The organism is Streptomyces litchfieldiae, assembly GCF_031845365.1.
In the GTDB taxonomy this organism is placed as follows: domain Bacteria; phylum Actinomycetota; class Actinomycetes; order Streptomycetales; family Streptomycetaceae; genus Streptomyces; species Streptomyces litchfieldiae.
On record NZ_JAVREL010000005.1, the window covers coordinates 57,676 to 84,111 of the forward strand.

Below are 26,436 nucleotides of genomic sequence, written 5' to 3' on the forward strand. Positions count from 1 at the left end.
AACTCCGTCACCCGCCACGGTGACAGCAACCACGCGGACAAGCCCGGCCGACGAGCCGAGCGAAACCGGAAAGCTACGGCAGCGCGATCCCCGGATCCTGGCCGTTCAGCGCGGTGGCGCACAGGCACTCGCGGTCCTTGGGCAGCCGCCCGACCACGTCGAACAGCACGTCACGCAGCCGCCCGACGTTCTCCGCGAAGACCTCCAGCACCTCGGTGTGCGAGACGCCCTCGCCGATCTCCGCCCCCGCGTCCAGGTCCGTGACCAGCGCCAGGGAGGTGTAGCAGAGCTCCAGCTCGCGGGCGAGGATCGCCTCCGGGTGCCCGGTCATCCCGACCACCGACCAGCCCTGCGCGGCGTGCCAGCGCGACTCGGCCCGGGTGGAGAACCGCGGCCCCTCGATCACGCACATCGTGCCGCCGTCGACCGCGTCCCAGCCGCGCTCACGCGCGGTCGCGAGCGCCGCCGCGCGCCCCTCCGGGCAGTACGGGTCGGCGAACGAGACGTGCACGACGTTCGGCTGCTGGCCGTCCCCCCGCGGCACGCCGTCGAAGTACGTCTGGGTCCTGCCCTTGGTGCGGTCCACGAGCTGGTCGGGCACCAGCAGCGCGCCAGGGCCGTACTCGGGACGCAGCCCGCCCACCGCGCACGGCCCCAGGACCTGCCGCACGCCGAGCGAGCGCAGCGCCCAGAGGTTGGCGCGGTAGTTGATGCGGTGCGGGGGCAGGTGATGGCCCCGGCCGTGCCGGGGCAGGAACGCGACCCGCCGGCCGGCCACCTCGCCGAGGAACAGCGAGTCGCTCGGCGGGCCATAGGGGGTGTCGACCGTGAATTCGGCCACATCGTCCAGGAACGAGTAGAACCCGGATCCCCCGATCACCCCTATGTCGGCCCCGGAGTCCGACCCCGCGCTCATGCGGCCGAGGCCGCGGCGCTGGACGAGGACGACGAGGTGGACGACGAGGACGAGGCGGACGACGAGTCGCCCTTCTTCTCGCTCCCGCCGGACTTGTCACCCGAGGACGCGGACGTCTTCGCGGACGAGGCGGGGCTGCTGGAAGAGGAGCTGTTCCGGCTGTCGTTGCGGTAGAAGCCGGAGCCCTTGAACACGATGCCGACCGCCGAGAACACCTTCTTCAGCCGGCCCTGGCACGCGGGGCACTCAGTCAGGGCGTCATCGCTGAACTTCTGCACCACTTCGAGACCTTCGTGGCACTCGGTGCACTGATACTGGTACGTCGGCACGTCATCCTCCTGGCACTCATGGTCATGGAGTGCTAACGACGGTCCATCGTGCAACATTCCGTGCCCCGAAGTCCACTGCCCCTCACTCCCACGCCCGCCGCAGCCCCGTGCTGCCGCCCCCGCCCCCCAGCCAGCCGGCCAGCTTGCCGCCGCGCCCGACGGCGATCAGCCGCCGTTCCACCGCGTCCCGCACCGCGTCGGTGGCCACCACCAGCAGCTCGTCGCCGTGCCGCAGGACGGTGTCCGGCTGCGGCACGAAGCTGTTGCCGTCGCGGACCACCAGCGTGACGGCCGCCTGGGCGGGCAGCCGCAGCTCGCGGACCTCCACGCCGTGCATGCGCGAGGCGCCCGGGATCGTCACGGCCAGCAGATGGCCGCCGAGCCGCTCCAGCGGCGCCGACTCGATCTCGACGTCCACGGCCTGCTCGCCGTCGGCCAGCCGCAGCCGCCGGGCCAGCCAGGGCAGCGTCGGCCCCTGCGCCAGGGTGAAGATCACCACCAGCACGAAGACGACGCTGAAGATCCGGTCGCTGTCCTCGACCCCGCCCACCACCGGGATGATCGCCAGCACGATGGGCACGGCGCCGCGCAGCCCCGCCCACGACAGCAGCGCCTGCTCCTGCCACGGCCTGCGGAACGGCAGCATGCACACCAGCACCGACAGCGGCCGGGCCACCAGCGTGAGCACGCCGCCGACCAGCAGCGCCGGGCCGACGTCGTTCCCCAGCGAACCGGGATCGACCAGCAGCCCGAGCAGCACGAACATCCCGATCTGCGCCACCCACGCCACCGCGTCCGCGAAGCCGCGGGTGGCCGGCCGGTGCGGCAGCCGCGCGTTGCCCAGGATCACGGCGGCCACGTACACCGCGAGGAACCCGCTGCCGTGCAGCAGCGCGCCCCCGGCGTAGGCGAGCACGGCCAGCGCCAGGACGGCGATGGGGTAGAGCCCGGAGGCGGGCAGCGCCACCTGCCGCAGCCCCAGCTCCCCGAGGCGGCCGACGACGAGCCCCACCACCAGCCCGATGGCCAGCTCGATCGCCATCTCGCCGAGCAGCACATACCAGTGCCCGCCCAGGTGGTCGGTGCCGGAGAAGGCCACCACGAGGATCACCACGGGCGCGTCGTTGAAGCCGGACTCCGCCTCCAGCACGCCGGTGAGCCGGCGCGGCAGCGGCACCCGGCGCAGCACCGAGAAGACCGCGGCCGCGTCCGTGGAGGACACCACCGCGCCCATCACCAGCGCCGGTTCCCAGGCGAGCCCCACCAGGTAGTGCGCCGCCGTCGCCGTCACGCCCACGCTGATGCCGACGCCCACGGTGGCCAGCACCGCGGCGGCCGGGATCGCCGGCCGGATGTCCCGCCACCGCGTGCCGAGGCCGCCCTCGGCGAGGATCACGACGAGCGCGGCGTAGCCGAGGACCTGGGTCAGCTCCGCGTCGTCGAACTCGATGCCCAGGCCGTCCCGGCCGAGCGCCATGCCGATGGCGAGATAGAGGAGCAGGGAGGGCAGCCCGCTGCGAGAGATCAGCCGGACCGCGGCGACCGCCACGAGCAGAACCAGGGCACCGGCGAGCAGCAGCTCGTTGAGGCGGTCGACAGTCAGGGGCGCGGTCCTCTCTGCGGGAACGGCTGCACGGTACAGCCACGGCAATTCGCTGCCTTTGCGCCGAATTTACCATCCTATGAACAGCGCGGCCCGGCCGTGTGACTCCCCGTAGGCTCACCTCAGTGGCCGTATGTCTATGGTTGCCTCCTACCGCTCAGCTGCCCTGTGAAGGACAGAGATGCCCGCCAAGAAGCCCAGGCGACGCGGTCGTCTGATCGTGATCGCTCTCGTTCTGCTGCTCGTGGCCGGACTCGGCTACGGCGCTTACTGGAGCGTCAGTACCGTGCGGGCGTCCTTCCCGCAGGTCTCGGGGGAGATCGCGATCGACGGCCTGTCCGCTCCCGTCACCGTCATGCGCGACGGCAACGGCATCCCGCAGCTCTACGCCGACTCCGCCGGTGACCTCTTCCGCGCCCAGGGCTACGTCCACGCCCAGGACCGCTTCTGGGAGATGGACGTGCGCCGCCACATGACGTCGGGCCGGCTGTCGGAGATGTTCGGCGAGGACCAGGTGGAGACCGACGCCTTCCTGCGCACCCTCGGCTGGCACGACGTGGCGCAGGAGGAGTTCGACAACCTGCTCTCCGACGAGACCCGGGCCTATCTCCAGGCGTACGCGGACGGCGTCAACGCCTACTTGGCGGAGCACAGCGGCGAGGAGATCTCCGTCGAATACGCCGCCCTCGGCTTCGTCAACGACTACGAGCCGGCGGAGTGGACCCCGGTGGACTCCGTCGCCTGGCTGAAGGCGATGGCCTGGGACCTGCGGGGCAACATGCAGGAGGAGATCGACCGTTCCCTCCTGGCCGCGCGGCTGAGCCCGGAGGAGATCGAGGAGCTCTACCCGCCCTACCCCTACGACCGCAACAACCCCATCGTGCAGCAGCCCGGCGGCAGCGAGTCGCCCCCCGGGCAGACCCTGCCCGACGGCGCGGACGACGCCCTGGAGGGCGCCTCGACCCAACTGGCCCAGGTCGCCGAGACGCTGGACTCCATCCCCGCCCTGCTCGGCACGAACGGCAGCGGCATCGGCTCCAACTCCTGGGTGGTGCACGGGGATTACACGACCACCGGCAAGCCGCTGCTGGCCAACGACCCGCACCTGTCGCCCTCGCTGCCCGGCGTCTGGTACCAGATGGGCCTGCACTGCAACGAGGTCACGCCGGAATGTCCGTTCGCGGTCTCGGGGTTCACGTTCGCCGGCATGCCCGGCGTCATAATCGGTCACAACGAGCACATCTCCTGGGGCCTGACCAACCTCGGCGCGGACGTGACCGATCTGCGCCTGGAAAAGCTCGACGACGGCAACTATCTGCGCGACGGTGAGCAAGTCCCGTACGAGACGCGGACCGAGACGATCAATGTGGCCGGCGGCGAGCCCCGCGAGATCACCGTCCGCCGCACGGAGAACGGCCCGATCATCTCCGACCGCGAGGAGGAGTACGCCGACGTCGGCGACAGCGCCCCGGTCGACTCCTCCGCCCCCGACCGCGGCGAGGGCTACGCCGTCTCGCTGAGCTGGACCGCCCTGGAGCCGTCCCGCACGATGGACGCCCTCTTCTCGCTGAACGCGGCCACCGACTGGGACCAGTTCCGCGCCGCCGCCCAGGACTTCGCCGTCCCCTCGCAGAACCTGATCTACGCCGACACCGAGGGCAACATCGGCTACCAGGCCCCCGGCCTCATCCCCGTCCGCAACCAGGGCGACGGCCGCTACCCCAGCCCCGGCTGGGACTCCGCCTACGACTGGGACGGCTACGTCCCGCAGGACGCGCTGCCCTGGGAGCTCAACCCGGACCGCGGCTACATCGTCACCGCCAACCAGGCCGTCATCGACGAGGACTCCTACGACTACACGCTGACCGACGACTGGAGCTACGGCACCCGCAGCCAGCGCATCGAGGACCTCATCCGGGCCACGATCGAGGACGGCGGCAAGATCTCGATGGGCGACATGCAGTCCATCCAGTTGGACAACAGCAACGAGATGGCCAAGATCCTCGTGCCGTACCTGCTGCGCATCGACATCGACGACCCCTACGTCCGCGAGGCGCAGGAGCTGCTGGAGGGCTGGGACTACACCCAGGACGCCGACTCGGCCGCCGCCGCCTACTACAACGCCGTCTGGCGCAACCTGCTCCAGCTCACGTTCGGCAACAAGCTGCCCAAGGAGGTCCGCGTCGAGGGCCAGTGCCTGCGCGTGCCCCCGGCCGACGAGTCCCAGCCCCTGGAGAACCCGGACGGCGAGGCCCGGCTGATCACCGAGTGCGGCGAACGTTCCCCCGAGACCGCCCAGCCGGACGGCGGCGACCGGTGGTTCGAGGTCGTGCGCGGCATCCTGGAGGACCCGGACAACGAGTGGTGGCGCGCGCCGGCCACCGACGCCCAGCCCGCCGCCGACAACCGCGACGAGCTGCTGGCCCGCGCCCTGCGCGACGCCCGCTGGGAGCTGACCGCCGAACTCGGCAAGGACATCGACACCTGGAGCTGGGGCCGCCTGCACCGGCTGATGCTCAACAACCAGACGCTGGGCACCGAGGGCCCCGGTCCCGTGCAGTGGCTGCTCAACCGCGGCCCGTGGAACCTGGCGGGCGGCACCGACGCGGTGGACGCCACCGGCTGGAACGCGGCCGGCGGTTACGACATCACCTGGGTCCCGTCGATGCGCATGATCGTCAGCCTGGACAACTTCGACGAGTCCCAGTGGATCAACCTGTCGGGCGCCTCGGGCCACGCCTACCACGCCAACTACACGGACCAGACCGACCTGTGGGCGAACGGCGAGTACCTGCCATGGGTCCACACCCGCGCGGCCGTCGAGGAGCGGGCGGAGAACACCCTGACCCTCACTCCGGCGGGCGCTCCCGGGAGCTCGTGAACCGGTGCACGCCCTCGGGCGTGACCGCGGCGTGCACCGGCCGGTCGTGCGGCTCGGCCGGCAGCTCGTCGACCACCTCGTGCCCGTACACCAGCGCCACCAGCGCGGGCTCGGCGCGGGCGGCGGCCAGCCGGGCCAGCACCCGGTCGTAACTGCCGCCGCCGCGGCCCATCCGCGTCCCGCGCCGGTCCACGGCCAGCCCGGGCAGCAGCACCACGGCGGCCTCGGCCACCACCGCGGCCCCCAGCCGGCGGCCGTTCGGCTCCAGCAGCCGGGTCCGGCCGCCGCGCTCGGACTCCACCAGCCGCCCGGCGCCCTCGTACGCGGCCCAGTCCAGGTCGTCGTCGTCCAGCAGGACCGGCAGCAGCACCCGCACGCCCCGCTCGCGCAGGACGTTCAGCAGCCGCAGCGTGCCCGGCTCCCGGCCGACCGAGACATACGCGGCGACCGTGTCGGCCCCGGCCAGTTCCGGCAGCTCCAGCGCCCGTTCCGCCAGCGCCTCGGCGGCCTGCGCCACCTCGTCGTCCGCCATCGCGGCCCGCACCGCGAGCAAGTCGCGCCTGACTTCCCGCTTAAGTGTCGCCAAGTCATCCACGCTCGCCGTTCACTCCTTTCGTGCCCATCTCTCCCATAACACGACTCACATCGCCAGTACTCGGTGGCCGCAGCCCGGATGGATAAAGTGACCGACATGACGTCACCACGCCCCCGGATCAGCAAGGCTGTGATTCCCGTCGCCGGGCTCGGCACACGGTTCCTGCCCGCCACCAAGGCCACTCCCAAGGAGATGCTGCCGGTCGTCGACCAACCCGCGATCCAGTATGTGGTCGAGGAGGCGACAGCCGCCGGGCTCACCGACGTGCTCATGATCACCGGCCGGAACAAGCGCCCGGTCGAGGACCACTTCGACCGCAACTACGAGCTGGAGGACGCCCTGCGCCGCAAGGGCGACTCCGAGCGCCTGTCCCGCGTCCAGCAGTCCACCGCCCTCGCCACCATCCACTACGTCCGCCAGGGTGACCCCAAGGGCCTGGGCCACGCCGTCCAGTGCGCCGAGCCGCACGTGGGCGACCAGCCGTTCGCCGTACTCCTCGGCGACGACCTCATCGACCCCCGCGACCCCCTGCTCACCAGGATGATCGACGCCCAGGCCGAGCACGGCGGCAGCATCGTCGCCCTGATGGAGGTCGACCCCGAGCAGATCCACCTCTACGGCGCGGCCTCCGTGGAGCCCGTGGCCGACGGCGTCATGCGCGTCACCGGCCTGGTCGAGAAGCCCGACCCTGCCGACGCCCCGAGCAACCTGGCGATCATCGGCCGCTACGTCCTGGACCCGGGCGTGTTCGAGGTGCTGGGCAAGACCCCGCCCGGGCGCGGCGGCGAGATCCAGCTCACCGACGCCCTCCAGACGATGGCCGGCGACTCGTCGGTCGGCGGCCCGGTCTACGGCGTCGTCTTCAAGGGCCGCCGCTACGACACCGGCGACCGCGGCGACTACCTGCGCTCCATCGTCCGCCTCGCCTGCGAACGCCCCGACCTCGGCCCGGAGTTCCGGTCCTGGCTGCGGAGTTACGTCAGCGAGGAGATGCCGCACCTTGACTGACGTCTGGTCGGTGGACGAGCACCGGGACGACGTGCTGCGCGCCGTCCGCCCGCTCGACCCCATCGAGCTCCCGCTCCTGGACGCCGCCGGCTGCGTCCTGGTCGAGGACGTCATCGTGCCCGCCCCGCTGCCCCCGTTCGACAACAGCTCGATGGACGGCTACGCGGTGCGCACCGCCGACGTGGAGTCCGCGTCGGAACGTTTCCCCGCCGTGCTCACCGTCGTCGGCGACATCGCCGCCGGCAGCGGCGAGCTGCCCGTCGTCGGCCCCGGCGAGGCCGCGCGCATCATGACCGGCGCCCCGCTGCCCCCCGGCGCCCAGGCCGTCGTGCCCGTCGAGTGGACCGACGGCGGCACCGGCGCCGGCCCCGCCGACGCCATGACCGGCCGCGACCACGGCCCGGAGGTCCGCGTCCACCGCCCCGCGCGCGCCGGCGCGCACATCCGCGCGCGCGGCAGCGACGCGGCGGCCGGCTCCGTCGCGGTGCCCGCCGGAACGATCCTCGGCCCGCCGCAGCTCGGCCTGCTCGCCGCGATCGGCCGCGCCACCGCCCCGGTGCGTCCCCGCCCGCGCGTCGTCGTGCTGTCCACCGGCAGCGAGCTGGCCGCCCCCGGCGAGCGGCTCGAGCCCGGCCAGATCCACGACGCCAACGGGTACATGCTCACCGCCGCCGCCCGCGACGCCGGGGCCGTCGCCTACCGCGTCGCGGCCGTCGCCGACGACGCCGCCACGCTGCGGGCCACGCTGGAGGACCAGCTCGTCCGCGCTGACCTCGTCGTCACCAGCGGCGGCGTCAGCGTCGGCGCCTACGACGTCGTGAAGGAAGCCCTCGCCGGCCGGGCCGAGTTCCGCAGGCTGGCCATGCAGCCGGGCAAGCCCCAGGGCTTCGGCCTGCTCGGCCCGGCGCGCACGCCGCTGTTCGCCCTCCCCGGGAACCCGGTGAGCGCCTACGTCTCGTTCGAGCTGTTCGTCCGCCCCGCGCTGCGCGCGCTGGCCGGCCACGGCGAGGACGCGCTGCACCGGCCGCGCACCACCGCCCGCCTGGTGACCGACGCCCCGCTCGCCTCCCCCGCCGGGAAACGCCAGTACCTGCGCGGTTCGTACTCCCCGGCCGACCGCACCGTCCGCCCCGTCGGCGGCCCGAGCTCCCACCTGGTCGCCGCGCTCGCCCGCGCCGACGCGTTGATCGAGATCCCCGAAACGGTCACCGAGGCCGCCGCCGGGGCCGAGCTGACGGTGGTGCTGCTGGGCTGAGCGAGGGGTACCGTAGCTCCTCATGAGCACCCCGCACCTCACGCATCTCGACGCCACCGGGGCCGCCCGAATGGTCGATGTGTCGGGCAAGGACGTCACCACGCGCACCGCCAGGGCCACCGGCCGGGTGCTCGTCGCCCCCCGCGTCGTGGAGTTGCTGCGCGGCGAGGGCATGCCCAAGGGGGACGCGCTGGCCACCGCTCGGATCGCCGGGATCATGGGCGCCAAACGCACCCCGGACCTGGTCCCCCTCTGCCACCCGCTGCCGCTCTCCGGCGTCACGGTGGACCTCGCGGTCACCGACGACGCCGTGGAGATCACGGCCACGGTCCGCACCACCGGCCGCACCGGCGTGGAGATGGAGGCGCTGACGGCCGTCGGCGTCGCCGCGCTGACCGTGGTCGACATGGTCAAGGCCGTGGACAAGGCCGCCGTCATCACCGACGTCCGCGTCGAGGAGAAGACCGGCGGCGCCTCCGGGGACTGGAGCCGGGCCGGATGACCGCCGCCTACCGGGCGCTGGCCATCACCGCCTCCAACCGCGCCGCCGCCGGCGTCTACGCCGACACCACCGGCCCGCTGCTGGTGGCCGCCCTGGACGAGCTCGGCTTCGAGGCCGACGGCCCCCGCGTCGTGCCGGACGGCGAACCGGTCGAGGCGGCACTGCGCGAGGCCGTCGCGGCGGGCTACGACGCCGTGCTGACCACCGGCGGCACCGGCATCTCCCCCACCGACCGCACGCCCGAGATGACGCGCCGCGTACTGGACTACGAGGTGCCCGGCATCCCGGAGGCCATCCGCGCCGCCGGCCTGGTCAAGGTGCCCACGGCCGCGCTCTCGCGCGGCGTGGCCGGCGTCGCGGGCCGCACCCTCATCGTCAACCTCCCCGGTTCCACCGGCGGGGTCAAGGACGGCCTGACCGTGCTCCGGCCGCTCCTGCGCCACGCCGTGGACCAGCTTCACGGCGGCGATCACCGGCCGTGAACGCGCATCCGTGGTCCGTGGAGCTGGCGGACGGCGACGTCACCCTGCGGCCCATCCGGCAACGCGACCACCGCGCGTGGCGCGAGGTCAACCAGCGCAACCGCGACTGGCTGCGCCCCTGGGAGGCCACCATCCCACCGCCCCCTCCGGGCCACCTCCCGCCGCGGCGGCCCACGTTCCGGCAGATGGTCCGGCACCTGCGCGGCGAGGCGCAGGCGGGCCGGATGCTGCCGTTCGTCGTCGTCCACCGGGGCCGGCTCGCCGGCCAGCTCACGGTGGCGGGCATCACCTGGGGGTCGATGTGCTCGGCCCACATCGGCTACTGGATCGACCGCGCGGTGGCGGGCCAGGGCGTTATGCCGACGGCCGTGGCGCTGGCCACGGACCACTGTTTCCGCACCCTCGGCCTGCACCGCGTGGAGATCTGCATTCGCCCGGAGAACGGGCCGAGCCGGCGTGTGGTGGAAAAACTGGGATTCCGTGAGGAAGGCGTGCGCCCGCGCTATCTGCATATCGACGGCGCCTGGCGTGACCACCTGGTCTTCGCCCTGACGGCGGAGGAAGTGCCGCAGGGACTGCTGCCCCGCTGGCACCGGCACCGCGCCCCTCAGAAATGAAATACCTGTTCGAATCTTGGTAACAATACGAAGAAATACCTGGGGAGACGTCTTGATCGTGCGACACACCGCGCAATTTGGCAGATGGACTCAACGGAACCCCTCTACGGTGTGAGCGTGAGCAGCAGTGGCCTCATCTTCGCAATGATCGTCGGGGCCTGGGCCGCCTATCTCGTGCCGATGTGGCTCCGCAGACAGGACGAGCTCAACGAGGCCCGCCCGACGGAGCGCTTCAGCACCGCCATCCGGCTGCTGACGCGCGGCAAACGCGCGTCGGCGGCCCCGGCGGCCGACGACGAGGAGCCGGCCGAGCCCGAGGCGGCGGCCCCGGACGTCTCCGCCGATGTCCGGGACTTCGCCGAGCCCGTCACCACGCCCAAGCCGGCCGCCACCCCGAACCCCCGTGCCAAGGTCCTGGCACGGCGCCGCCGCACCACGATGGCGCTTCTCCTCGCCTTCACGCTCGGCGGCATCTTCGCCCTCACCGCCGGCCCCGGCTTCCTGTGGCTGCCCGCGCTGCCGGCCGTGCTGCTCCTCGCCTACGTCGGGCACGTCCGCCGGCGGGAGCGCCGCCGCTACGCCGTCGCCCTGGACCGCCGTCGCGCGGAGGAGGCGGCCCGCCGCCTGCGGGAGCGCACGCAGAAGAGCGCGGAGGCCGTTCCGGAGAAGCCCGCCCAGGCCGTCGTGGAGCAGACGGACCACGCCGAGTGGGTCGACCAGCAGCGCCGCCGCCCCCGCCCCCACGAGGACGACCAGGAAAGCTGGGACCCCGCCCCTGTCCCGCTGCCCACCTACGTGAACGCCCCCGTGGCCCCCCGCACCACACGCGGCGTGGACCTGGAGTCCCCCGACACCTGGAGCGCGGCCCGCTCCACGACGGCGGGCACGCCCCCGGCCCCCCGCAAGGAGCAGCCGAAGGGCCCGCAGCGGACCCCGCTCTTCGACCAGTACGCGGACGAGGACCACCGCAGGGCGGCGGGCGAGTAACCCCCTTAAGCCCCGGGGAACAGATTTCGGCCCGCAGCCTCTCGGGTGCTACAGTTTCCGAGTCGCAAGGGCCTGTAGCGCAGCCTGGTAGCGCATCTCGTTCGCAACGAGGGGGTCAGGGGTTCAAATCCCCTCAGGTCCACCGGCAGGGCCGTTCACGAGACCAGGTGGAACGGACAAACGGGATCCCGTCCGATCATTCCGATCGGGCGGGATCTCGGCGTTTCCGGGGTTCAGGCGCGACGGACCTCCGCGGGGGTGGTCATCACACGGGCGCCCTCGATGACGCGTGGGCCAGTGCCGGTGATCTCGAAGCGGGTGGTGAGGGGGAGGTCCTCGGCGGAGTGGCCGACGGCGAGGGTGAAGGTGCCGGGTTCGACGATGCGGTGGTGGTCGAGGCCGGTGAACGAGGTGCGGTCGGCGTGGAGGTGGAAGGTGACGTGGCAGCTTTCGCCGGGGGCGAGGCGGACGCGGGCGTAGCCGACGAGTTCGCGGACGGGGCGGGTGACTTGCGCGACCTCGTCGGACAGGTAGAGCTGGACGACGTCCTCGCCCTCGCGTGAACCGGTGTTGCGGACGAGGAGGGTGGCGGTGAGGGTGCCGTCGGCGGGGATGGAAGCGGCGGAGAGGGCCAGGTCCTCGAAGGCGAACGTGGTGTACGAGCCGCCATGGCCAAGAGGGTAGAGGGGGGTGGGGTCCAGGCTGGATATGCCCTCGCTGAAGCGGCCCAGGGGTGGGGCAAGGTAGGTGCCGGGCTGGCCGCCGGGGTCGCGAGGGATGCCGACCGGCAGGTGGCCGCTCGGGTTGACGCGGCCCGAGAGCACGCTGGCGATGGCCGGGCCGCCCTCCTCGCCGGGGAGGAACGCCTGCACGACGGCGGTGCAGCGGTCGGCGTACGGCCCGAGGGCGTAGGGGCGGCCGGAGACGGCGACGAGGACGGTCGGGGTGCCGGTCGCGAGGACGGCCTCGACGAGCTGCGCCTGGGCGCCGGGAAGGGAGAGATCCGGGGCGTCGCAGCCCTCGCCCGAGGTGCCGCGGCCGAAGAGGCTCGCCAGGTCGCCGACGCAGAGGACACAGAGGTCGGCGGCGCGGGCGGCTTCCACCGCGGCCGGGATGCCGGAGGTGTCGGGGTCGCGGACGGGGACGCCCGGGGCGTACTCGATCCGGGTGTCCGGGAGTTCGGAGTGCAGCGCCGTCCTGAGGGAGTCGACGCGGATGCCGGTGCCGTGCTCCTCGTAGCGGGACAGCACGTGGTTGGGGAAGGAGTAGCAGCCGAGGAAGGTGCGGGGGTCGTCGGCGCAGGGGCCGAGCAGGGCGACGTGGGCGGGGGGAGCCGTGAGAGGAAGCGTGTCGTGGGGGTTGGCGAGGAGGATCACGGACTTCTCCGCGATCCGGCGGGCGAGGGCGCGGTTGGCCGGGGAGTCGAGATCGGGTTCGGGATCGGGGCCGCGATCGATGCCGGGCTCAGGGATGGGTCGCCAGTCGGGGTCGAGGAGGCCGAGTTGGGTCTTCTGGGTGAGGACGCGGCGGGCGGCGCGCTCGATCAGCGCGTCGGAGACGTCGGCGTCACGCAGGCGGGCGTAGGCGTCGGTGGCGGGGAGTTCGATGTCGATGCCGGCGTGGAGGGCGAGGGCGCCCGAGCTCGCGCGGTCGGGGCTGACGCGGTGCGTCATGTCGAGGAAGGCGATGGCCCAGTAGTCCGAGACGACCGTGCCGGTGAAGCCCCATTCCTCGCGGAGGGTGGTGGTGAGGAGCTGGGCGTGGGCGGCGGCGGGACGGCCGTCGATGTCGGAGTAGGAGTTCATCACGGAGCCCGCGCCGCCCTCGCGGATCGCCATCTCGAACGGCGGCAGGATGACGTCGGCGAACTCGCGCGGCCCGATGGGCACGGGCGCGTGGTTGCGGCCGGCGCGGGCCGCGGAGTAGCCGGCGAAGTGCTTGAGGGTGGCGATGATCCCGCTGGACTGCAGCCCGCGCACGTAGGCGGTGCCGAGCGTGGCGACGAGGTACGGGTCCTCGCCCATGGTCTCCTCGACCCGGCCCCAGCGGTAGTCCCGGACGACATCGAGCACCGGCGAGAGGCCCTGGTGAACGCCGACGGCGCGCATGTCGCGGCCGATGGCCTCGGCCATGGCCTGGACCAGATCGGGTGAGAAGGTCGCGGCCCAGGCGAGGGGGGCGGGGTAGACCGTGGCGCCAAGGGTGGTGAAGCCGGTGAGGCACTCCTCGTGGACGATGGCGGGGATGCCGAGGCGGGTGGCGAAGGTGAGGTGCCGCTGGCGGGCGCGCAGCCGGGCGACCCCGGCGGCCGGGGTGACCGGCTCGCTGCCGAAGACGCGCGTGAGGTGGCCGAGGCCGTGGGCGGTGGCCTCCTCGAAGGTGCGACGGCCGGCGGTGAAGGCGTGCTCCAGCGGCGCGATCTCGCCCCTTCCGGGCCCGGCGGTGGTGTCGGTCGAGGACCACCAGTGGCTGCCGAGCTGGGCGAGCTTCTCCTCTCGGGTCATGGCGGCGAGGAGGGCCTCGACCCGCTCGTGGGTGGGGAGGAGGGGATCGCGCCACAGGGCGGGCTCGGGCATGGGAGGGGTGCTCCTTCGAAGGCGACGGGAGAGGAGAGGTCACTTGCTGAAGCCGGCGGTGAGGCCGGAGACCAGGTGGCGGCGGGCGACGGCGTACGCGGCGAGCATCGGCAGGACCGACAGCACGACCGAGGCCAGCAGGGCGGGGACGTCGGCGGAGAACTCTCCCTCGAAGGCCCACAAGGACAGCGGCAGGACACGGTTGTCCTGGGACTGGGTGAGGACGAGGGGGAAGAGGAAGCCGTTCCACACCTGGAGCGCGTTGTACACGCCGACCGTCACCAGGGCGGGGCGGGTCAGCGGCAACGCCAGGCTCCACAGCGTGCGCCACTCCCCCGCGCCGTCCATCCGCATCGACTCGAACAGCTCGCGCGGCACGTCGCGGAGGAAGTTCACCAGGATGAGGACGGTGAGGGGGATGGCGAAGGCTATCGACGGCAGGGCGATCGCCACGAGGGTGTCGTAGAGCTGGAGCTCGACGATGAGGTAGTAGACGGGGATGATCGCCGCCTGGAGGGGGATGGCGATGCCGAGCAGGATCGCGCGGAAGAGGTTGACGGCGAACCGGGTGCGGCTGCGGACGACGACGTACGCCGCCATCAGCGAGACGGCGAGGGTGACGGCGACCGCTGCGGTGGTGACGAGGACGCTGTTGAGCAAGTAGTGGGCGTAGTCGGCTTCCAGGACGCGCTGGTAGGCGTCGAGGGTGGGGCGGGAGGGGAGGGAGAGCGGGTTCTCCGTGAAGTAGTCCTCGCGGGGGCGGAGGCTGGTGACGACGATGTAGTAGATGGGGAGGATGATGACCGCCAGCCACAGCCAGCCGCCGAGCGCGCCGAGGACGTTGTAGCGCCCGTTCGGCCGGTTCGGCTTGCCGACCCGGCCAACCCCACGGGCGCGGCTGACCCGGTTCATACGCCCTCCCGTTGGCTTTCCATGCGGCTGGCGCCGGTGAAGCGGTTGAGGCCGAGGGCGACGGCGAGGCCGACGGCGGCCAGGACGAGGGCGATGACGCTGGCTCTGCCCATCTCGTACGAGCGGAAGCCCGTCAGGTACATGTCCAGCGGTAGCACGCGGGTGGCGTCGCCCGGCCCGCCGCCCGTCAGCACGAAGATGAGGTCGAAATAGGTCAGCGAGCCGACGATCATCAGCGTGGAGGAGGTCACCATCGTGTACTTGAGCTGCGGCAGCGTGATCCGCCAGAACTGCGTCCACGCGCCCGCGCCGTCGATCCGCGCCGCCTCGTACAGCTCGGCCGGGATCTGGCGGACGCCCGCCTGGTAGATCAGCGCGTGGAACGGGATGAACGACCAGCCGATCACGAAGACCACGACGTAGAGGGCGAGGTCGGGATCGCCCAGCCAGTCCCTCGCCAGCGCGTCGATGCCGAGTGCCGTGCCCGCGCCGAAATTCGGGTCGGCCAGGGCCTGGAAGGAGATGGCGATGCCGGCGGAGCTGAACAGGAGCGGCAGGAAGTACAGGATGGACAGCAGCGCACGGTACCGCTGCCGGCCGGCCGTGAAGACGCCGAGGAGCAGGGAGATCGGCGCCTGGAAGAGGAAGGAGAGCGCGGTGAGCTTCACGGTGAGCCAGACCGCCTCGCGGGTGACGGGGTCGTCGATCGCCTCGCGCCAGTTGTCCAGCCCGGTCCAGGTGGGGTCGTTCAGGCCGTCCCAGGACATGAACGACAGCACCACGACGCCGAGCAGTGGCAGCACGGCGAAGAGGCCGAAGAGGAGCAGGGCGGGCGCCGCCATCCACGGTGTGGGGCCGACGGCGGCGCCCTCCGCGCTCCTCGTGCGCCTCCCCTTCACAGCGTCGCGTCCATGGCCGAGGAGAAGTCCTCGGGTGTGATCTCGCCGAGGAACAGCTTGCTGAGGTTGGTCAGCAGCTCCTGAGCCTGCGCGGGCGGCAGGGCCTGGTCCCAGGAGAGCTGGAAGTGGTCCGCGTCGCGCACCATGCCGTAGACGAACTCCAGGTAGTCGGCGTCGTCGTGCTCGGCGATGCGGTCCTCCAGGCCCGCGACGGGCGGCACGGTGCCGTTGTCGAGCAGCGCGTCGATGTGCTCGTCGTTGAAGAGCTCCTCGTTCAGGTACTCGGTGGCGGTCTCCTGGGACTGGGCGGGCGCGTCGGCGGAGACGGACCAGTAGTTGGAGGGGTTGCCGACGATGTTCGACGGGTCGCCCGCGCCGCCCTCGATGAGCGGGAAGGTGGTGTAGCCGAGGTCGCCGTCGGCGACGAAGTCGGGTGCGTCGTTGACGAAGGTCGGGTAGACCCAGCTCCCCTGGAGGAGCATCGCCGCCGTTCCGGTGTGGACGAGGGCGGCGTCGGCGCCGCCGTCGGCGGTCACGGAGGCGAAGCCGTCGCCGAACGCCCCGGCGTCGACCAGTTCCCTGATGCGGGTGGTGGCCTCGAGGATCGCGGGGTCGGACCAGGCGCCGGGCTCGCCGTCCAGCACGCGCTGGAACACCTCGGGCCCGCCGATCCGGTCGGTCAGGTACTGGATGTACATCAGCTCGGGCCACACGCTCTGCCCGGCCAGCCCGATGGGGGTGACGCCGGTGTCCTGGAGGGCGCCGACGGCGTCGAGCAGTTCCTCCCATGTGGTGGGGGGCTCCACCCCGGCGTCGGCCAGCAGTTGCTCGTTGTAGTAGAGGATGACGGGCTGACTCTGGTTGTTGGGGACGGCGTACGTCCGGCCGTCGATGACGCCGCTCGCGGCGACGGACGGCAGCACGCGGTCCATGACGTCGCTGGTGTCGGCGGTGATGTCGGTGACCCGGCCGCCCTCGGCGTAGTCGGCGAGCGTGCCGCCGGCCCAGGAGAAGATGAGCGTGGGCGCGTTGCCGGCGCCGACGGCCGTGCGGATCTTCTCCTTGTAGGCGTCGTTGGCGTACCACTCGACGCTGATCCGCTGGTCGGGGTGGCCCTCGTTCCAGGCGTCGAACGAGGCGCGGAACGGCGCTTCCGAGCCGCCGGTCAACGCCCATGCGGTGGCGCCGCCGTCGCGCTCGCCGCCGGGCTCGGAGCCGCAGGCGCTCAGCGCCGCCGCGGAGATGACAGCGGCCAGGGCCGCGAGCGTTCTTCCGGTCTTCCTCAGCTTCATCGGGTGAGTCCCTTCTCGACCGACGGGGAAGCCGACAGCGTCAACGAAAAAGTTTCTCGCTGTTTACTGAACGGGCTCGAAACGTAGGGGCGCGAAATCCCGCTGTCAATGGATCGTGCAGCACCTGACAGCGCGAAACTGTTTCGTTGAACGACGTGTACAGTGGCGTTCCATGGCGGGAACGATCAGCGGACGCGCGACCCTGGAGGCGGTCGCGCGCGCGGCGGGGGTCTCCAAGGCCACCGTGTCCAAGGTCCTCAACGGGCGCCCCGGCGTCTCGGCCGAGACGCGCGCCCACGTGCAGCGGGTGCTGCGCGGCGTCGGCTACACCCCGACCACGGGACCGCGCGATTCCGCGCCGCGGTTGGGGGCGGTGCAAGCCGTCTTCAGCCAGCTCTTCGGCCCGTACTCGATGCACATCCTGGACGGTGTGCTGGCGGGCGCCCGGGACCTGGGCGTCGAGGTGGTCACCAGCGTGCTGCGGCCACGCGCCGGAGCGCAGGCGACCACGGAACCGGCCTCGCCCGGCGTCGCGTGGATCGAGGAACTCAGCGCCCGCGGACGGGCCGGGCTGATCGTCGTGACCTCCGAGCTCGCCCCGGAGGAGATCGCCGCCTGCGACCGCCTGGGACTCGGTTTGGTCGTGGTCGATCCGCGCAATCCACTCGACGAGAACGTCGTCAGTGTGGGGGCCACGAACTGGGCCGGCGGCGTGCAGGCGACCGAGCACCTGCTCTCACTCGGCCACCGCCGCATCGCCTACGCTGGCGGGCCCGACCGCTCCGTCCCGGCCCGCGAGCGGCTGCACGGCTACCGCGAGGCGCTGGAGACCGCGGGCATCGCGGTCGATCCGGCGCTGACGCTGCACGACGACTTCGCCGCCGACGCCGGGCGGCGCATGGCCGAGATCCTGCTGGACCGGGACGACCCGCCGACCGCCGTTTTCGCGGGCAGCGACCTCATCGCCATGGGCGTCTTCCAGGCCGCCCGCGCCCGGGGCCTGACCGTGCCCGCCGACCTCAGCGTCGTCGGCTTCGACGACACCTACGGGGCGCCATGGACCGATCCGCCCCTGACCACCATCAACCAGCCGCTGCTGGACATGGGCCGGGTGGCCACCCGCACCGTCCTGCAGCTCGCGCGCGGCGAGACGCCCGACTCCCACCACGTCCAGCTCGCGACCCGCCTGGTGGTCAGGGAATCGACGGCACCGCCCCCGCCGCCCCGCCGGGCCTGAGGACCGGCGGGGCGGCGGGGGCGGGGGCGGTTGAGGTCACCAGACGAGGGCGTCGTCGGGGGCGGGCAGCCAGTAGGTGACGGAGAGATCCGCGTCGACGTAGGCCTCGCCGCCGGGGAGGGGAACGTCCTCCATGTCCCCGACGGCGCTCTGGTCGGCGCCGGAGAACTGGACGCCGAGCGAGGTGGCCGTGTAGCCCTCCGCCTCGTCCCCGGAGAGAACGACAGCGGCGTAGGCGGACTCGCCCGGTGCGATCGCGGTCACGGCCTGGGGCGCGCTCTCGGTGATCCACGGGGCCGGTGAATGTGCGTCGCCGAACCGGAGGTAGGGCCCGTACCAGGCGAAGCACGTCTCGGATCCGGTGTTGGTGACGGTGAGCAGGAGGTGGTTGATCGGGCGCTCGACCGCGGTCACGGTCAGGTCGGTGTCCGAGCCGTCGCAGGGGACCGCGTCCTCTTCCGTGGTCCCGGCTCCGCCTTCGGTCGTTCCCTGCTGACCGGTGTCCGTGTCCTCGGTTTCCGTGTCCTCGGCGCCCGTGTCCTCGGCGCCCGTGTCCTCGGTGTCCGTGTCCTCGGTGTCCGCGTCGGTCGGTTCGTCCCCCGCGCCGCCGGCCGTCGACGTCTCCTGGCCCTCGTCCTGGGTGGCGTCGGGTGCCTGGCTCGCCGAGTCCTGTGCGCCGCGCGCCGGTTCGTCGTCCTGGCAGGCGGTGAGCGACAGCGCGGCGAGGGCCGCGGCGGCGACGGCGGTGCTGGTGCGGCGGCGGAAGGAGAACGAGGTCATGGTGTGCTGCTTTCCGTGTGTGCTGGTGGTGGTCCCTCAGCCGGGCCATCGGCTCCGGTCGGCGGAGCGGCCCTCGGGATGACCTCAGCCTGTGCCGGATTCCGTCCCAACCACCACGGCGGCAGGCGCATTCGGGGGGGCCGGGACATTCGAACCGCCCGTGACCTGGGATGCTGTTTTCCGCCTCGAATGGCCGAATGGGACAGCGAGATGGGGGAAACGATGGGGGCGGGTCCTGAGATCGCAGACGTCGCGTCCCTTCTCAGGGAGTTGAAGAGCCGTTCGGGGATGAGCTACGGCACGCTCGCCAAGCGGTTGCACATGAGCGCCTCGACGCTGCACCGGTACTGCAAGGGGGAGGGGCTGCCGCCCGAGTTCTCGACGGTGGAGCGGTTCGCGCGGCTGTGCAAGGCGACGCCGGAGGAGCTGATGGAGCTTCACCGGCGGTGGATCGCCGCCGACGCGGCACGCGAACGGGCGCGCAGGCCGCCCTCCGCCGTGGCGTCCGAGCCGGGCGTCGCGGTGCCCGGGCCGCCGCCACCGCGGAAGGGGCCGCGACGGCGGCGGGTGGCCGCCCTCGGCGGTGCGGTGGCCGTCGCCTTCGCCGTCGCTCTCGCGGTCAACCTCCTGCCCGGCGATGGCACCGGGGAGGGCGACACGGGCGCCGCCGACGTCCGCGACGACGGCGGGTCGCCCGCGCCGTTCGCGGTGACGACCAGGCCGCACGCGATGGACCCGTGCGAATTCGGCTTCCTTGTCGACGCGCCCACCACCGAGGTACCGCCGCCGCCGTTCGCGCAGGAAGCTCCCGGCTGGGTGCGCGCGCTGGACGCGGTCGTCGCCGACGAGCAGCTCATCGAACTCACCATCCAGGGAACGGAGAACCGGACGGTCGTCCTGCAGGACATGCACGTCCGGGTCGTGGAGATGGCCGAGCCGCTGCCGTGGAACCTGTACGGGGGCTACAGCGCCTGCGGCGGCGGCCCCGTCGAAACCGCCGAGTTCGCCGTGGACCTGGACGCGGCCGCCCCGGAAGTCACCGCCGGACAGGGCCAGGACGACTTCCCGCTCTGGGTGGACGAGGCCGAGCCCCTGGTGCTGTACGTGAACGCGGGCGTCGCCGAGCACGACGTGACGTGGTATCTCGAACTCACCTGGTCGAGCGGCGACGAAACGGGCACGCTGCGCGTCGACAACGGCGGAGAGCCCTTCCGCCTCAGCGCCTCGACCGGGCAGACGCGCTGGTCCTACGTGATCGGCGGCACCGAGTGGTTCGATCCCGGGACGGCCTACGACGCGGAGCAGTGAGCAGGTGACGCTCGCGCGTGGGTGGTTGCCGGACGCGGACCCGACTCCCGCGTGAGGAAGTCCGGTGGTCTCCGGGCTCAGCGCGTGGGGCCCGCGCCGGGGAGGGATGAAGGCTCCGCCGGAGGGAGGGTGGGGCAGGGGTCCGGTACGGGGCTGCCCCGTTTGCGGGCCATGTGGGCTTCGAGCAGGCGGACCGCCAGGCCGTGGCCGGCGTGGAAGGCCATCAGGCGAGGGATGGTGCCGTCCGCGCCGGGGAGTTCGGGGTCGGCGCCGTAGGCGAGCAGCACCGCGGTGCACGAGGCTTCCAGGGGTTTGCCCGACTGCGTCGCACCGTCCGCCTCCACGTCGATCGCGTGGCGGAGCAACGTCATGTCTCCCCACAGCTCATCGGGGTCGGTGCCGGTGTCCAACAAGCGGGTCAGCTCGTCCAGTTGGCCCCGTTCCACGGCGAGGTGCGCGGGCGACATCCCGTGGTTGGCCCATGCGGGGACTTCGCACTCCATGCGGTCATTGAAGCAGGCAAGCGCCGGTTCGTCGGAGAAGTGCGTGCACACCCGTTGACGCCCCGGCTCCGCTGCCCTTAGCGTCCGTGATCAACCTTTCGGAAACCTTCCGGAAATTTTCGGGACAGCAGATCAGATGAGAGACCTTCGATGAGATCCGTTCGCTTTGTCACCGTCGCGCTCGCCGCCTCCGCCCTGGCTCTGCCTCTCGCCGCCATACCGGCCTCGGCCGAGCCGCAGGCCGAGCCGCAGGCCGCGCCGCACTCCAACGCCAAGTTCGACCGCCTGCGCTGGGCCGCCCCCGAGGGGTTCTACGTGGGGACCGCCGTGGCCGGTGGGGGGCATCACCTGGAGCAGGACTACCCGGACCCGTTCACCTACGACCGGGAGTACCGGCGGATCCTGGCCAACCAGTTCAGCTCCGTGTCCCCCGAGAACCAGATGAAGTGGGAGTTCATCCACCCCGAGCAGGACCAGTACAACTTCGAGGCGGCCGACGCCATCGTCGACTTCGCCGAGCGTCACAGGCAGGTCGTGCGCGGGCACACGCTCCTGTGGCACAGCCAGAACCCGGAGTGGCTGGAGCAGGGCGACTTCACCGACGAGGAGCTGCGCGCCATCCTGCGGGACCACATCACCACCGTCGTCGGCCGCTACGCCGGGCGCATCCAGCAGTGGGACGTGGCGAACGAGATCTTCAACGAGCAGGGGCAGTTGCGCACCCAGGACAACATCTGGATCCGCGAGCTGGGGCCGGGCATCGTCGCGGACGCGTTCCGCTGGGCGCACCAGGCCGACCCCGAGGCGCTGCTGTTCTTCAACGACTACGGCGTGGAGAGCGACAACGCCAAGAGCGACGCCTACTACGCCCTCACCCAGGACCTGATGGCGCAGGGGGTGCCCGTGCACGGGTTCTCCGTGCAGGCCCACCTGAGCACGCGTTACGGCTTCCCGGGCGACCTGGAGCAGAACCTGCGCCGGTTCGACGAGCTGGGTCTGGAAACGGCCGTGACCGAGTTGGACGTGCGCATGGACCTGCCGGAGAGCGGCGTGCCCACCGACGCCCAGCTTCGGCAGCAGGCCGACTACTACCAGCGGGCGCTGGATGCCTGCCTGGCGGTGGAGGACTGCAACTCGTTCACGATCTGGGGCTTCACCGACAAGTACTCCTGGGTCCCGGTGTTCTTCGAGGGACAGGGTTCGGCCACGATCATGACCGAGGACTTCGACCGCAAGCCGGCCTTCTTCGCCCTCCAGTCCGCCCTGCGCGAGGCGCGGAACGACTGAGCGGGAGCTGACGGGATCCCGTCCGGCCGGTCCGGTCAGGCGGGATCCCGTCGCGTGGCGAGTACCGGCAGCAGGGCGGCGGCCGCGAGTGCGCCGCCCAGCCACAGGGGGGCGCCCGTTCCCGACAGTTCGGCCGCCCGGCCGCCCAGGAACGCGCCCGTGCCGATCGCCGCGTTGAACACCCCGGCGAACAGCGCGGAAGCCGCCTCCCGCGCGTGCGGGGCCGCGGCCATCATCCAGTTCTGCATCGTGACCGAGACCCCGCCGTAGGCCAGGCCCCACACCACCACCAGGGGCGCGGCGGCGGTCGGTTCCAGCAGCAGGACCGTCGCCGCGAGGACCGTGGTGATCGCCAGGAGCGTCCGGCGCGGGTCGCGTGCCGCGGCCGTGCCGCCGAGGAAGTTGCCCGCGATGCCGGCGGCCCCGTAGACCAGCAGCAGCGCGCCGATCGCCGACGCCCCCAGCCCGTCGGCTCGTTCCAGCACCGGGCGGATATAGGTGTACGCGGCGAAGTGCCCGGTGACCAGCAGCGAGATCACCAGCAGCCCGGTCACCACCGCCGGTGTCCGCAGCAGCGCGGTGAGCGCGCGCAGCCGCACCGGTTCCCTCGGGGGCAGCGGCGGCAGGGTCCGGGCCAGCGCGCCCGCCACGACCAGGGCCAGCGCTCCGGCGGCGCCGAACGAGGCGCGCCAGCCGGCCAGTTCGCCCATGAACGTGCCGGCCGGCACGCCCAGGACCGAGGCCACCGCGATGCCGCTGAAGATCAGCGCGGTGGACCGCCCCACGCGTTCCCGTGGGACCAGGTCGGCGGCCAGTCCCGCCGCGATCGCCCACACGCCGCCGATGCACACCCCCACCAGGACCCGGGCGGCCAGCAGGACCGGGAGTGCGGGGGCCAGCGCGGACAGCACGTTGGCCGCCGCGAGCAGCACCATCAGCGCCACCAGCACGGTCCGCCGGTCCGTCCGCCGGGCGGCGGGCGGCAGCAGCGGCGCGGCGAGGGCCGCGACGAGCCCCGGAACGGTGACGGCCAGGCCGGCCAGGCCGTCGGAGACGCCGAGTCCGTCGGCGACCGGCGTGAGCAGTCCCACGGGCAGCATCTCCGAGGTGACAACGCAGAAGGTGGCCGCCGCGACGGCCAGGACGGCGGCCGGGACGCGGGTGTGGGCCAGGGAGGTATCGGGCATGCCCTCAGCCTCGGCGGCGCGGTGACCGGGAACAACGCCGGACTTCTCATCCTTGAATGAGCTGGGCTCATCGATCGGTGCGGAACCGGGAGGCGGCGTGGGCGGGCTGGAGATCCGCGAGATCGAGTGTTTCCTCGCGCTCGCCGAGGAGTTGCACTTCGGTCGCGCAGGCGAGCGGCTGTATGTCTCGGGGACCCGCGTCAGTCAGTTGCTGAGCGCGCTGGAACGGCGCATCGGCGCGCGGCTCGTCGAACGCACCAGCCGCCGCGTCGCGTTGACGCCGCTGGGCGAGCGTTTCCTGGCCGAGCTGCGGCCCGCCTACGCGGCGCTGCGCGAGACCATCGAGGCCGCCCGCGCGGCGGCTCGCGGAATTTCCGGAAAGTTGCGGATCGGCTTCCAGGGCACGTCGGACGAACGGCTGTTGCGCGCCATCGCGGCCTTCGAGTCCGCGCACCCCGGCGTCACCACGGAGGTGAGCGAGATCCCGCTCGCCGACCCGTTCGGGCCGCTGCGGCGCGGAGAGGTGGACGCGGCGGTCGTGCTGCTGCCGATGGCGGAGCCCGACCTGGTGCTGGGGCCGGTCTTCCCTCCGCAACGACAGACGCTGGCCGTCTCGGTGCGCCATCCGTTCGCCGGCCGGGAGGCGCTGACCGCGGACGACATCGCGGTCACCGACGCGGCCATGATCGCCCCGGACCTCCCGGCCCCGGAGTACTGGCGGCGGGCCCAGGCCCCCACGAACAGGCCGGGCCCCCGCGTCCGCACCCTCCAGGAGGGCCTGGGGCTGGTCGCCGCGCAGCGCGGCGTGATGCTGCTGTGCCGGCCCACGGCGGAGTATCACGGCCGCTGGGACATCGCCTTCGTGCCCGTCACCGGGCTGCCCGACTCGATGCTGGGCCTGGTGACGCGCCGCGACCACGCCGAGGCGCCGCACCTCCGCGCGTTCACCCGGACCGTGCGGGAGCTGACCGGGGGCCGGGTGGGGGTGTGAACCGGGCCCCCCGACTCCGCCGAATCATTCGTGAACGGACGGCACGTCCTGGTCAACTGCCCGTGAATCCGGGGGATCGTGGCGACGGTGGGCGTATCGTGCAGATGTTCCGTTCGCATGTGATCGTCTGGGGAGAGCGATATGACTGGGAACGACTTCGGGGGACGTTCGGCCATCAGTCTGGAGAAGGTGCAGCAGACCGCTCCGGGGCTGGTCAACCTGTACAAGGCCGCGCGGACCTCGCTGGAGAAGTCGGGGCTGTCGGGGCAGCGTGCCGCCGTTTATCTCGTGCTGGACCGGTCCGGCAGCATGAGCGACCACTACCGACACGGCACGGTGCAGCATCTGGCCGAGCAGGCGCTGGGGTTGTCGGCGCACCTGGACGACGACGGGTCGGTGCCCGTCGTCTTCTTCTCCACCGAGGTGCACGGCATCGCCGAGCTGGGGCTGGGCGACTACGCGGGACGGATCGCCGCGCTGCACGCGGGATATGGGCACATGGGCCGCACCAACTACCACCTCGCCATGCAGGCCGTGATCGACCACTACACGGCGTCGGGGGCCACCGATCCGGCGCTGGTGATCTTCCAGACGGATGGCGGCCCCACCTCGCGTTCCGCCGCCGAGCAGGTGCTGTGCGAGGCCGCGAAGCTGCCGATCTTCTGGCAGTTCCTCGGGTTCGGGGACCCGAACAGCAAGCAGTTCAACTTCCTGCGCAAGCTCGACGAACTGCCCGTCCCGCACCGGCGGATCGTGGACAACGCCGGGTTCTTCCCGGTGGGCCCGGCGCCCCGGGACGTGCCGGACGGGGTGCTCTACGAGGCGCTGACGGCCGAGTTCCCGCAGTGGCTCTCGGCCGCCCGCGCCGCGGGGGTGCTGAAGTGACCTACTGAAGGATGCCGTCCACCGCGAGGTGGTCGGCCAACTCCGTCGCGCCGGTGGTGGTGATGCCGCCGGCGCTGCCGGGGAGCCGTACGGAGGGATCGTTCAGGTCGGCCGCGATGTACAGGTCGGCGTAGCCGTCGCGGTTGGTGTCACGCAGGCGCACGTGGCTTCCGAAGCCGTCGTAGCTCTGGGTGGTGCCCGGCACCCCTGGTGTCGAGCGCTCGAACGAGGTCGAGCGGGCGCCGGTGAGGCCGTTGCTCCCGCCCCGGAAGAGATGCACGAAGCCGACGTCCTCGTAGGGCCCGATGTCCTCGCAATACGCGCTGACGGCCAGGTCCTGGTAACCGTCGCCGTTGACGTCACCGGCCGAGACGCTGTAGCCGAAGCCGTCGCCCGCCTCGGGAGTACCGGCCACGTGGGCCGTGCCCTGCGTGAGGCGGGTCGCGGTGGAGGGCCCGCCGGAACCGCCGTACCAGAGGCTCACCTTGCCCTGCCAGTCCGCCCAGCCGAACGAACCGATGGCGGTGTCGCCATAGCCGTCCCTGTTGAAGTCGGCGATTACGCCATCGTTGCCGGTGGCCCGCTGGTCGTGATCGATACGCAGCGCCGGGCCGGAGCGCAGCCTCGAACCGCCGTGGACGTACCAGGCGTCGGTCACCGAGTGGTCGCCGCCGTCGTAGGCCGTGGCGCCGATGATGACCAGGTCCGTCGACGCGTCCCGGTTGACCTTGCCCGCGATCAGGCGCTCGGCCCAGAAGCTGGCGCCGTCCAGGTAGCGGTCGTGCCGGGTGACGGAGCCGAGCACGCCGGAGGTGGTGATGCGGCCCCGGTAGACCCACGTCTCGGACCCGTTGATCGCGGCGAGGTCCGGCCTGCCGTCGCCGTTGAAGTCGCCCGCGGCCAGGTCTTCGCCGAAGGTGCCCCAGGCCATGGGCTCCCGGTTGGGGATGCTGGTGCCGCCGGACAGACCGGTCGAGCTGCCCCACAGGACCTGGACCCAGCCCTGCTGCGTCCGGTCGGCGATCCGCTCCCCCGGGGAGGCGACGGCCAGGTCGGCGTAGCCGTCCCTGTTGAAGTCGGCGGCGGCCCGGACCTCGCCGAACCGGTCGTCGCTCTCGTTCTCGCCGGGGACACCGGGGCTCTGCTGGTGGATGACCTGCGTCCTGGTGCCGGGGCCGGACGCGGTGCCGAAGGTGATCCGCACGGCGCCGGCACCGCCGGCCTGGTCCGACCAGCCGAGGTGGGCGGCGTAGTCGCGGTAGCCGTCGCCGTTGAAGTCGTCGGCGTGGGCCGCCGGGGCCGCGACGGCGGAGGTGGCCGGCAGGACGGGCAGTAAGCCCGACACGGCGGCGGCAGCGGCCCCGAGGACCACCGCCGACCGGAACGTGCGTCTTCGCATCGTGC

Annotated in this window: 24 protein-coding genes and 1 tRNA gene; 13 read left to right on the forward strand and 12 right to left on the reverse strand. The window is 72.2% G+C overall.

Going from position 1 to position 26,436, the window contains the following annotated elements; translation table 11 throughout:
- Positions 1 to 73: 73 nt before the first annotated feature.
- From RM590_RS10875 to RM590_RS10885, 3 genes are all read right to left on the reverse strand, one after another.
- Entirely contained in the window at positions 74 to 916 is an 843-nt protein-coding gene (locus RM590_RS10875; RefSeq protein WP_311704257.1) for an S-methyl-5'-thioadenosine phosphorylase, read from the reverse strand.
- A complete protein-coding gene (locus RM590_RS10880) occupies positions 913 to 1,245 on the reverse strand; it encodes an FmdB family zinc ribbon protein (protein WP_311704258.1) in 333 nt (110 codons plus the stop codon). The genes RM590_RS10875 and RM590_RS10880 overlap by 4 nt, the downstream gene beginning before the upstream one ends.
- An 82-nt stretch (positions 1,246 to 1,327) precedes the next feature.
- A complete protein-coding gene (locus RM590_RS10885; protein ID WP_311704259.1) occupies positions 1,328 to 2,896 on the reverse strand; it encodes a potassium/proton antiporter in 1,569 nt (522 codons plus the stop codon).
- A gap of 133 nt (positions 2,897 to 3,029) precedes the next feature.
- Between RM590_RS10885 and RM590_RS10890 the strand changes: the two genes are divergently transcribed.
- Positions 3,030 to 5,729: a penicillin acylase family protein gene (locus RM590_RS10890; RefSeq protein ID WP_311704260.1), complete on the forward strand. Its 2,700-nt coding sequence runs from the start codon at positions 3,030 to 3,032 to the stop codon at positions 5,727 to 5,729.
- On the opposite strand, the gene RM590_RS10895 is transcribed toward RM590_RS10890, so the two are convergent.
- Positions 5,698 to 6,261, reverse strand: coding sequence for a 5-formyltetrahydrofolate cyclo-ligase (locus RM590_RS10895; RefSeq protein ID WP_394813858.1), 564 nt, complete (start codon positions 6,259 to 6,261; stop codon positions 5,698 to 5,700). The two genes, RM590_RS10890 and RM590_RS10895, sit on opposite strands and share 32 nt — an antisense overlap.
- Before the next feature lie 159 nt (positions 6,262 to 6,420).
- Between RM590_RS10895 and galU the strand changes: the two genes are divergently transcribed.
- From galU to RM590_RS10930, 7 genes are all read left to right on the forward strand, one after another.
- Positions 6,421 to 7,332: a UTP--glucose-1-phosphate uridylyltransferase GalU gene (gene galU, locus RM590_RS10900; protein ID WP_311704262.1), complete on the forward strand. Its 912-nt coding sequence runs from the start codon at positions 6,421 to 6,423 to the stop codon at positions 7,330 to 7,332.
- Positions 7,325 to 8,587 (forward strand): molybdotransferase-like divisome protein Glp, encoded by a 1,263-nt coding sequence (gene glp / locus RM590_RS10905; RefSeq protein ID WP_311704263.1) that lies wholly within the window; start codon positions 7,325 to 7,327, stop codon positions 8,585 to 8,587. Before galU ends, glp begins: the two co-directional genes overlap by 8 nt.
- A 22-nt stretch (positions 8,588 to 8,609) precedes the next feature.
- Positions 8,610 to 9,089 carry a cyclic pyranopterin monophosphate synthase MoaC gene (gene moaC, locus RM590_RS10910; protein ID WP_311704264.1) on the forward strand — a complete coding sequence of 160 codons (480 nt, stop codon included), beginning with the start codon at positions 8,610 to 8,612 and terminating at the stop codon, positions 9,087 to 9,089.
- Positions 9,086 to 9,571: a MogA/MoaB family molybdenum cofactor biosynthesis protein gene (locus RM590_RS10915; protein WP_311704265.1), complete on the forward strand. Its 486-nt coding sequence runs from the start codon at positions 9,086 to 9,088 to the stop codon at positions 9,569 to 9,571. Before moaC ends, RM590_RS10915 begins: the two co-directional genes overlap by 4 nt.
- 17 nt (positions 9,572 to 9,588) lie before the next feature.
- Positions 9,589 to 10,188 carry a GNAT family N-acetyltransferase gene (locus RM590_RS10920; protein ID WP_311704570.1) on the forward strand — a complete coding sequence of 200 codons (600 nt, stop codon included), beginning with the start codon at positions 9,589 to 9,591 and terminating at the stop codon, positions 10,186 to 10,188.
- Between the two features lie 117 nt (positions 10,189 to 10,305).
- Positions 10,306 to 11,175: a divisome protein SepX/GlpR gene (gene sepX / locus RM590_RS10925; RefSeq protein WP_311704266.1), complete on the forward strand. Its 870-nt coding sequence runs from the start codon at positions 10,306 to 10,308 to the stop codon at positions 11,173 to 11,175.
- 68 nt (positions 11,176 to 11,243) lie between these two features.
- Positions 11,244 to 11,317 (forward strand) — tRNA-Ala (locus RM590_RS10930).
- Positions 11,318 to 11,408: 91 nt separating this feature from the next.
- Here the strand turns inward: RM590_RS10930 and RM590_RS10935 are convergent.
- The 4 genes from RM590_RS10935 to RM590_RS10950 are packed head-to-tail and all read right to left on the reverse strand — an operon-like array spanning position 11,409 to position 16,854.
- Positions 11,409 to 13,751: a glycoside hydrolase family 3 N-terminal domain-containing protein gene (locus RM590_RS10935; protein WP_311704267.1), complete on the reverse strand. Its 2,343-nt coding sequence runs from the start codon at positions 13,749 to 13,751 to the stop codon at positions 11,409 to 11,411.
- A gap of 39 nt (positions 13,752 to 13,790) precedes the next feature.
- On the reverse strand, positions 13,791 to 14,663 hold the full coding sequence (locus tag RM590_RS10940) for a carbohydrate ABC transporter permease (protein ID WP_311704268.1): 873 nt from the start codon (positions 14,661 to 14,663) through the stop codon (positions 13,791 to 13,793).
- On the reverse strand, positions 14,660 to 15,505 hold the full coding sequence (locus RM590_RS10945) for a carbohydrate ABC transporter permease (protein WP_311704571.1): 846 nt from the start codon (positions 15,503 to 15,505) through the stop codon (positions 14,660 to 14,662). The genes RM590_RS10940 and RM590_RS10945 overlap by 4 nt, the downstream gene beginning before the upstream one ends.
- Before the next feature lie 53 nt (positions 15,506 to 15,558).
- Positions 15,559 to 16,854 (reverse strand): extracellular solute-binding protein, encoded by a 1,296-nt coding sequence (locus tag RM590_RS10950; protein ID WP_311704269.1) that lies wholly within the window; start codon positions 16,852 to 16,854, stop codon positions 15,559 to 15,561.
- 172 nt (positions 16,855 to 17,026) lie between these two features.
- On the opposite strand from RM590_RS10950, the gene RM590_RS10955 reads away from it, so the two are divergent.
- On the forward strand, positions 17,027 to 18,091 hold the full coding sequence (locus RM590_RS10955) for a LacI family DNA-binding transcriptional regulator (protein ID WP_311704270.1): 1,065 nt from the start codon (positions 17,027 to 17,029) through the stop codon (positions 18,089 to 18,091).
- A 36-nt stretch (positions 18,092 to 18,127) separates the two neighbouring features.
- On the opposite strand, the gene RM590_RS10960 is transcribed toward RM590_RS10955, so the two are convergent.
- Positions 18,128 to 18,871, reverse strand: a complete 744-nt coding sequence (locus tag RM590_RS10960; protein WP_311704271.1) for a DUF4232 domain-containing protein — start codon at positions 18,869 to 18,871, stop codon at positions 18,128 to 18,130.
- A 222-nt stretch (positions 18,872 to 19,093) separates the two neighbouring features.
- Between RM590_RS10960 and RM590_RS10965 the strand changes: the two genes are divergently transcribed.
- Positions 19,094 to 20,179 (forward strand): helix-turn-helix domain-containing protein, encoded by a 1,086-nt coding sequence (locus RM590_RS10965; protein ID WP_394813846.1) that lies wholly within the window; start codon positions 19,094 to 19,096, stop codon positions 20,177 to 20,179.
- 77 nt (positions 20,180 to 20,256) lie between these two features.
- Here the strand turns inward: RM590_RS10965 and RM590_RS10970 are convergent, their stop codons facing one another.
- Positions 20,257 to 20,682 (reverse strand): ankyrin repeat domain-containing protein, encoded by a 426-nt coding sequence (locus tag RM590_RS10970; RefSeq protein ID WP_311704273.1) that lies wholly within the window; start codon positions 20,680 to 20,682, stop codon positions 20,257 to 20,259.
- A gap of 150 nt (positions 20,683 to 20,832) precedes the next feature.
- Between RM590_RS10970 and RM590_RS10975 the strand changes: the two genes are divergently transcribed.
- Positions 20,833 to 21,969 carry an endo-1,4-beta-xylanase gene (locus RM590_RS10975; RefSeq protein WP_311704274.1) on the forward strand — a complete coding sequence of 379 codons (1,137 nt, stop codon included), beginning with the start codon at positions 20,833 to 20,835 and terminating at the stop codon, positions 21,967 to 21,969.
- A 35-nt stretch (positions 21,970 to 22,004) separates the two neighbouring features.
- Here the strand turns inward: RM590_RS10975 and RM590_RS10980 are convergent, their stop codons facing one another.
- Positions 22,005 to 23,156 (reverse strand): MFS transporter, encoded by a 1,152-nt coding sequence (locus RM590_RS10980; protein ID WP_311704275.1) that lies wholly within the window; start codon positions 23,154 to 23,156, stop codon positions 22,005 to 22,007.
- A 97-nt stretch (positions 23,157 to 23,253) separates the two neighbouring features.
- Here RM590_RS10980 and RM590_RS10985 point away from each other — a divergent pair, with 97 nt between their 5' ends.
- Entirely contained in the window at positions 23,254 to 24,147 is an 894-nt protein-coding gene (locus RM590_RS10985; protein ID WP_311704276.1) for a LysR family transcriptional regulator, read from the forward strand.
- A gap of 141 nt (positions 24,148 to 24,288) precedes the next feature.
- Entirely contained in the window at positions 24,289 to 25,032 is a 744-nt protein-coding gene (locus RM590_RS10990; protein ID WP_311704277.1) for a vWA domain-containing protein, read from the forward strand.
- A gap of 1 nt (position 25,033) precedes the next feature.
- Here the strand turns inward: RM590_RS10990 and RM590_RS10995 are convergent, their stop codons facing one another.
- On the reverse strand, positions 25,034 to 26,431 hold the full coding sequence (locus tag RM590_RS10995; RefSeq protein ID WP_311704278.1) for an FG-GAP and VCBS repeat-containing protein: 1,398 nt from the start codon (positions 26,429 to 26,431) through the stop codon (positions 25,034 to 25,036).
- Positions 26,432 to 26,436: the final 5 nt, after the last annotated feature.

Coding starts and splice junctions, on each gene's coding strand:
- RM590_RS10875 (WP_311704257.1), bottom strand. CDS start 916: ATGAGCGCGGGGTCGGACTCCGGGGCCGACATAGGGGTGATCGGGGGA.
- RM590_RS10890 (WP_311704260.1), top strand. CDS start 3,030: ATGCCCGCCAAGAAGCCCAGGCGACGCGGTCGTCTGATCGTGATCGCT.
- RM590_RS10895 (WP_394813858.1), bottom strand. CDS start 6,261: ATGGCGGACGACGAGGTGGCGCAGGCCGCCGAGGCGCTGGCGGAACGG.
- galU (WP_311704262.1), top strand. CDS start 6,421: ATGACGTCACCACGCCCCCGGATCAGCAAGGCTGTGATTCCCGTCGCC.
- moaC (WP_311704264.1), top strand. CDS start 8,610: ATGAGCACCCCGCACCTCACGCATCTCGACGCCACCGGGGCCGCCCGA.
- RM590_RS10915 (WP_311704265.1), top strand. CDS start 9,086: ATGACCGCCGCCTACCGGGCGCTGGCCATCACCGCCTCCAACCGCGCC.
- RM590_RS10935 (WP_311704267.1), bottom strand. CDS start 13,751: ATGCCCGAGCCCGCCCTGTGGCGCGATCCCCTCCTCCCCACCCACGAG.
- RM590_RS10940 (WP_311704268.1), bottom strand. CDS start 14,663: ATGAACCGGGTCAGCCGCGCCCGTGGGGTTGGCCGGGTCGGCAAGCCG.
- RM590_RS10945 (WP_311704571.1), bottom strand. CDS start 15,505: ATGGCGGCGCCCGCCCTGCTCCTCTTCGGCCTCTTCGCCGTGCTGCCA.
- RM590_RS10950 (WP_311704269.1), bottom strand. CDS start 16,854: ATGAAGCTGAGGAAGACCGGAAGAACGCTCGCGGCCCTGGCCGCTGTC.
- RM590_RS10955 (WP_311704270.1), top strand. CDS start 17,027: ATGGCGGGAACGATCAGCGGACGCGCGACCCTGGAGGCGGTCGCGCGC.
- RM590_RS10960 (WP_311704271.1), bottom strand. CDS start 18,871: ATGACCTCGTTCTCCTTCCGCCGCCGCACCAGCACCGCCGTCGCCGCC.
- RM590_RS10965 (WP_394813846.1), top strand. CDS start 19,094: ATGGGGGCGGGTCCTGAGATCGCAGACGTCGCGTCCCTTCTCAGGGAG.
- RM590_RS10970 (WP_311704273.1), bottom strand. CDS start 20,682: ATGGAGTGCGAAGTCCCCGCATGGGCCAACCACGGGATGTCGCCCGCG.
- RM590_RS10975 (WP_311704274.1), top strand. CDS start 20,833: ATGAGATCCGTTCGCTTTGTCACCGTCGCGCTCGCCGCCTCCGCCCTG.
- RM590_RS10980 (WP_311704275.1), bottom strand. CDS start 23,156: ATGCCCGATACCTCCCTGGCCCACACCCGCGTCCCGGCCGCCGTCCTG.
- RM590_RS10990 (WP_311704277.1), top strand. CDS start 24,289: ATGACTGGGAACGACTTCGGGGGACGTTCGGCCATCAGTCTGGAGAAG.
- RM590_RS10995 (WP_311704278.1), bottom strand. CDS start 26,431: ATGCGAAGACGCACGTTCCGGTCGGCGGTGGTCCTCGGGGCCGCTGCC.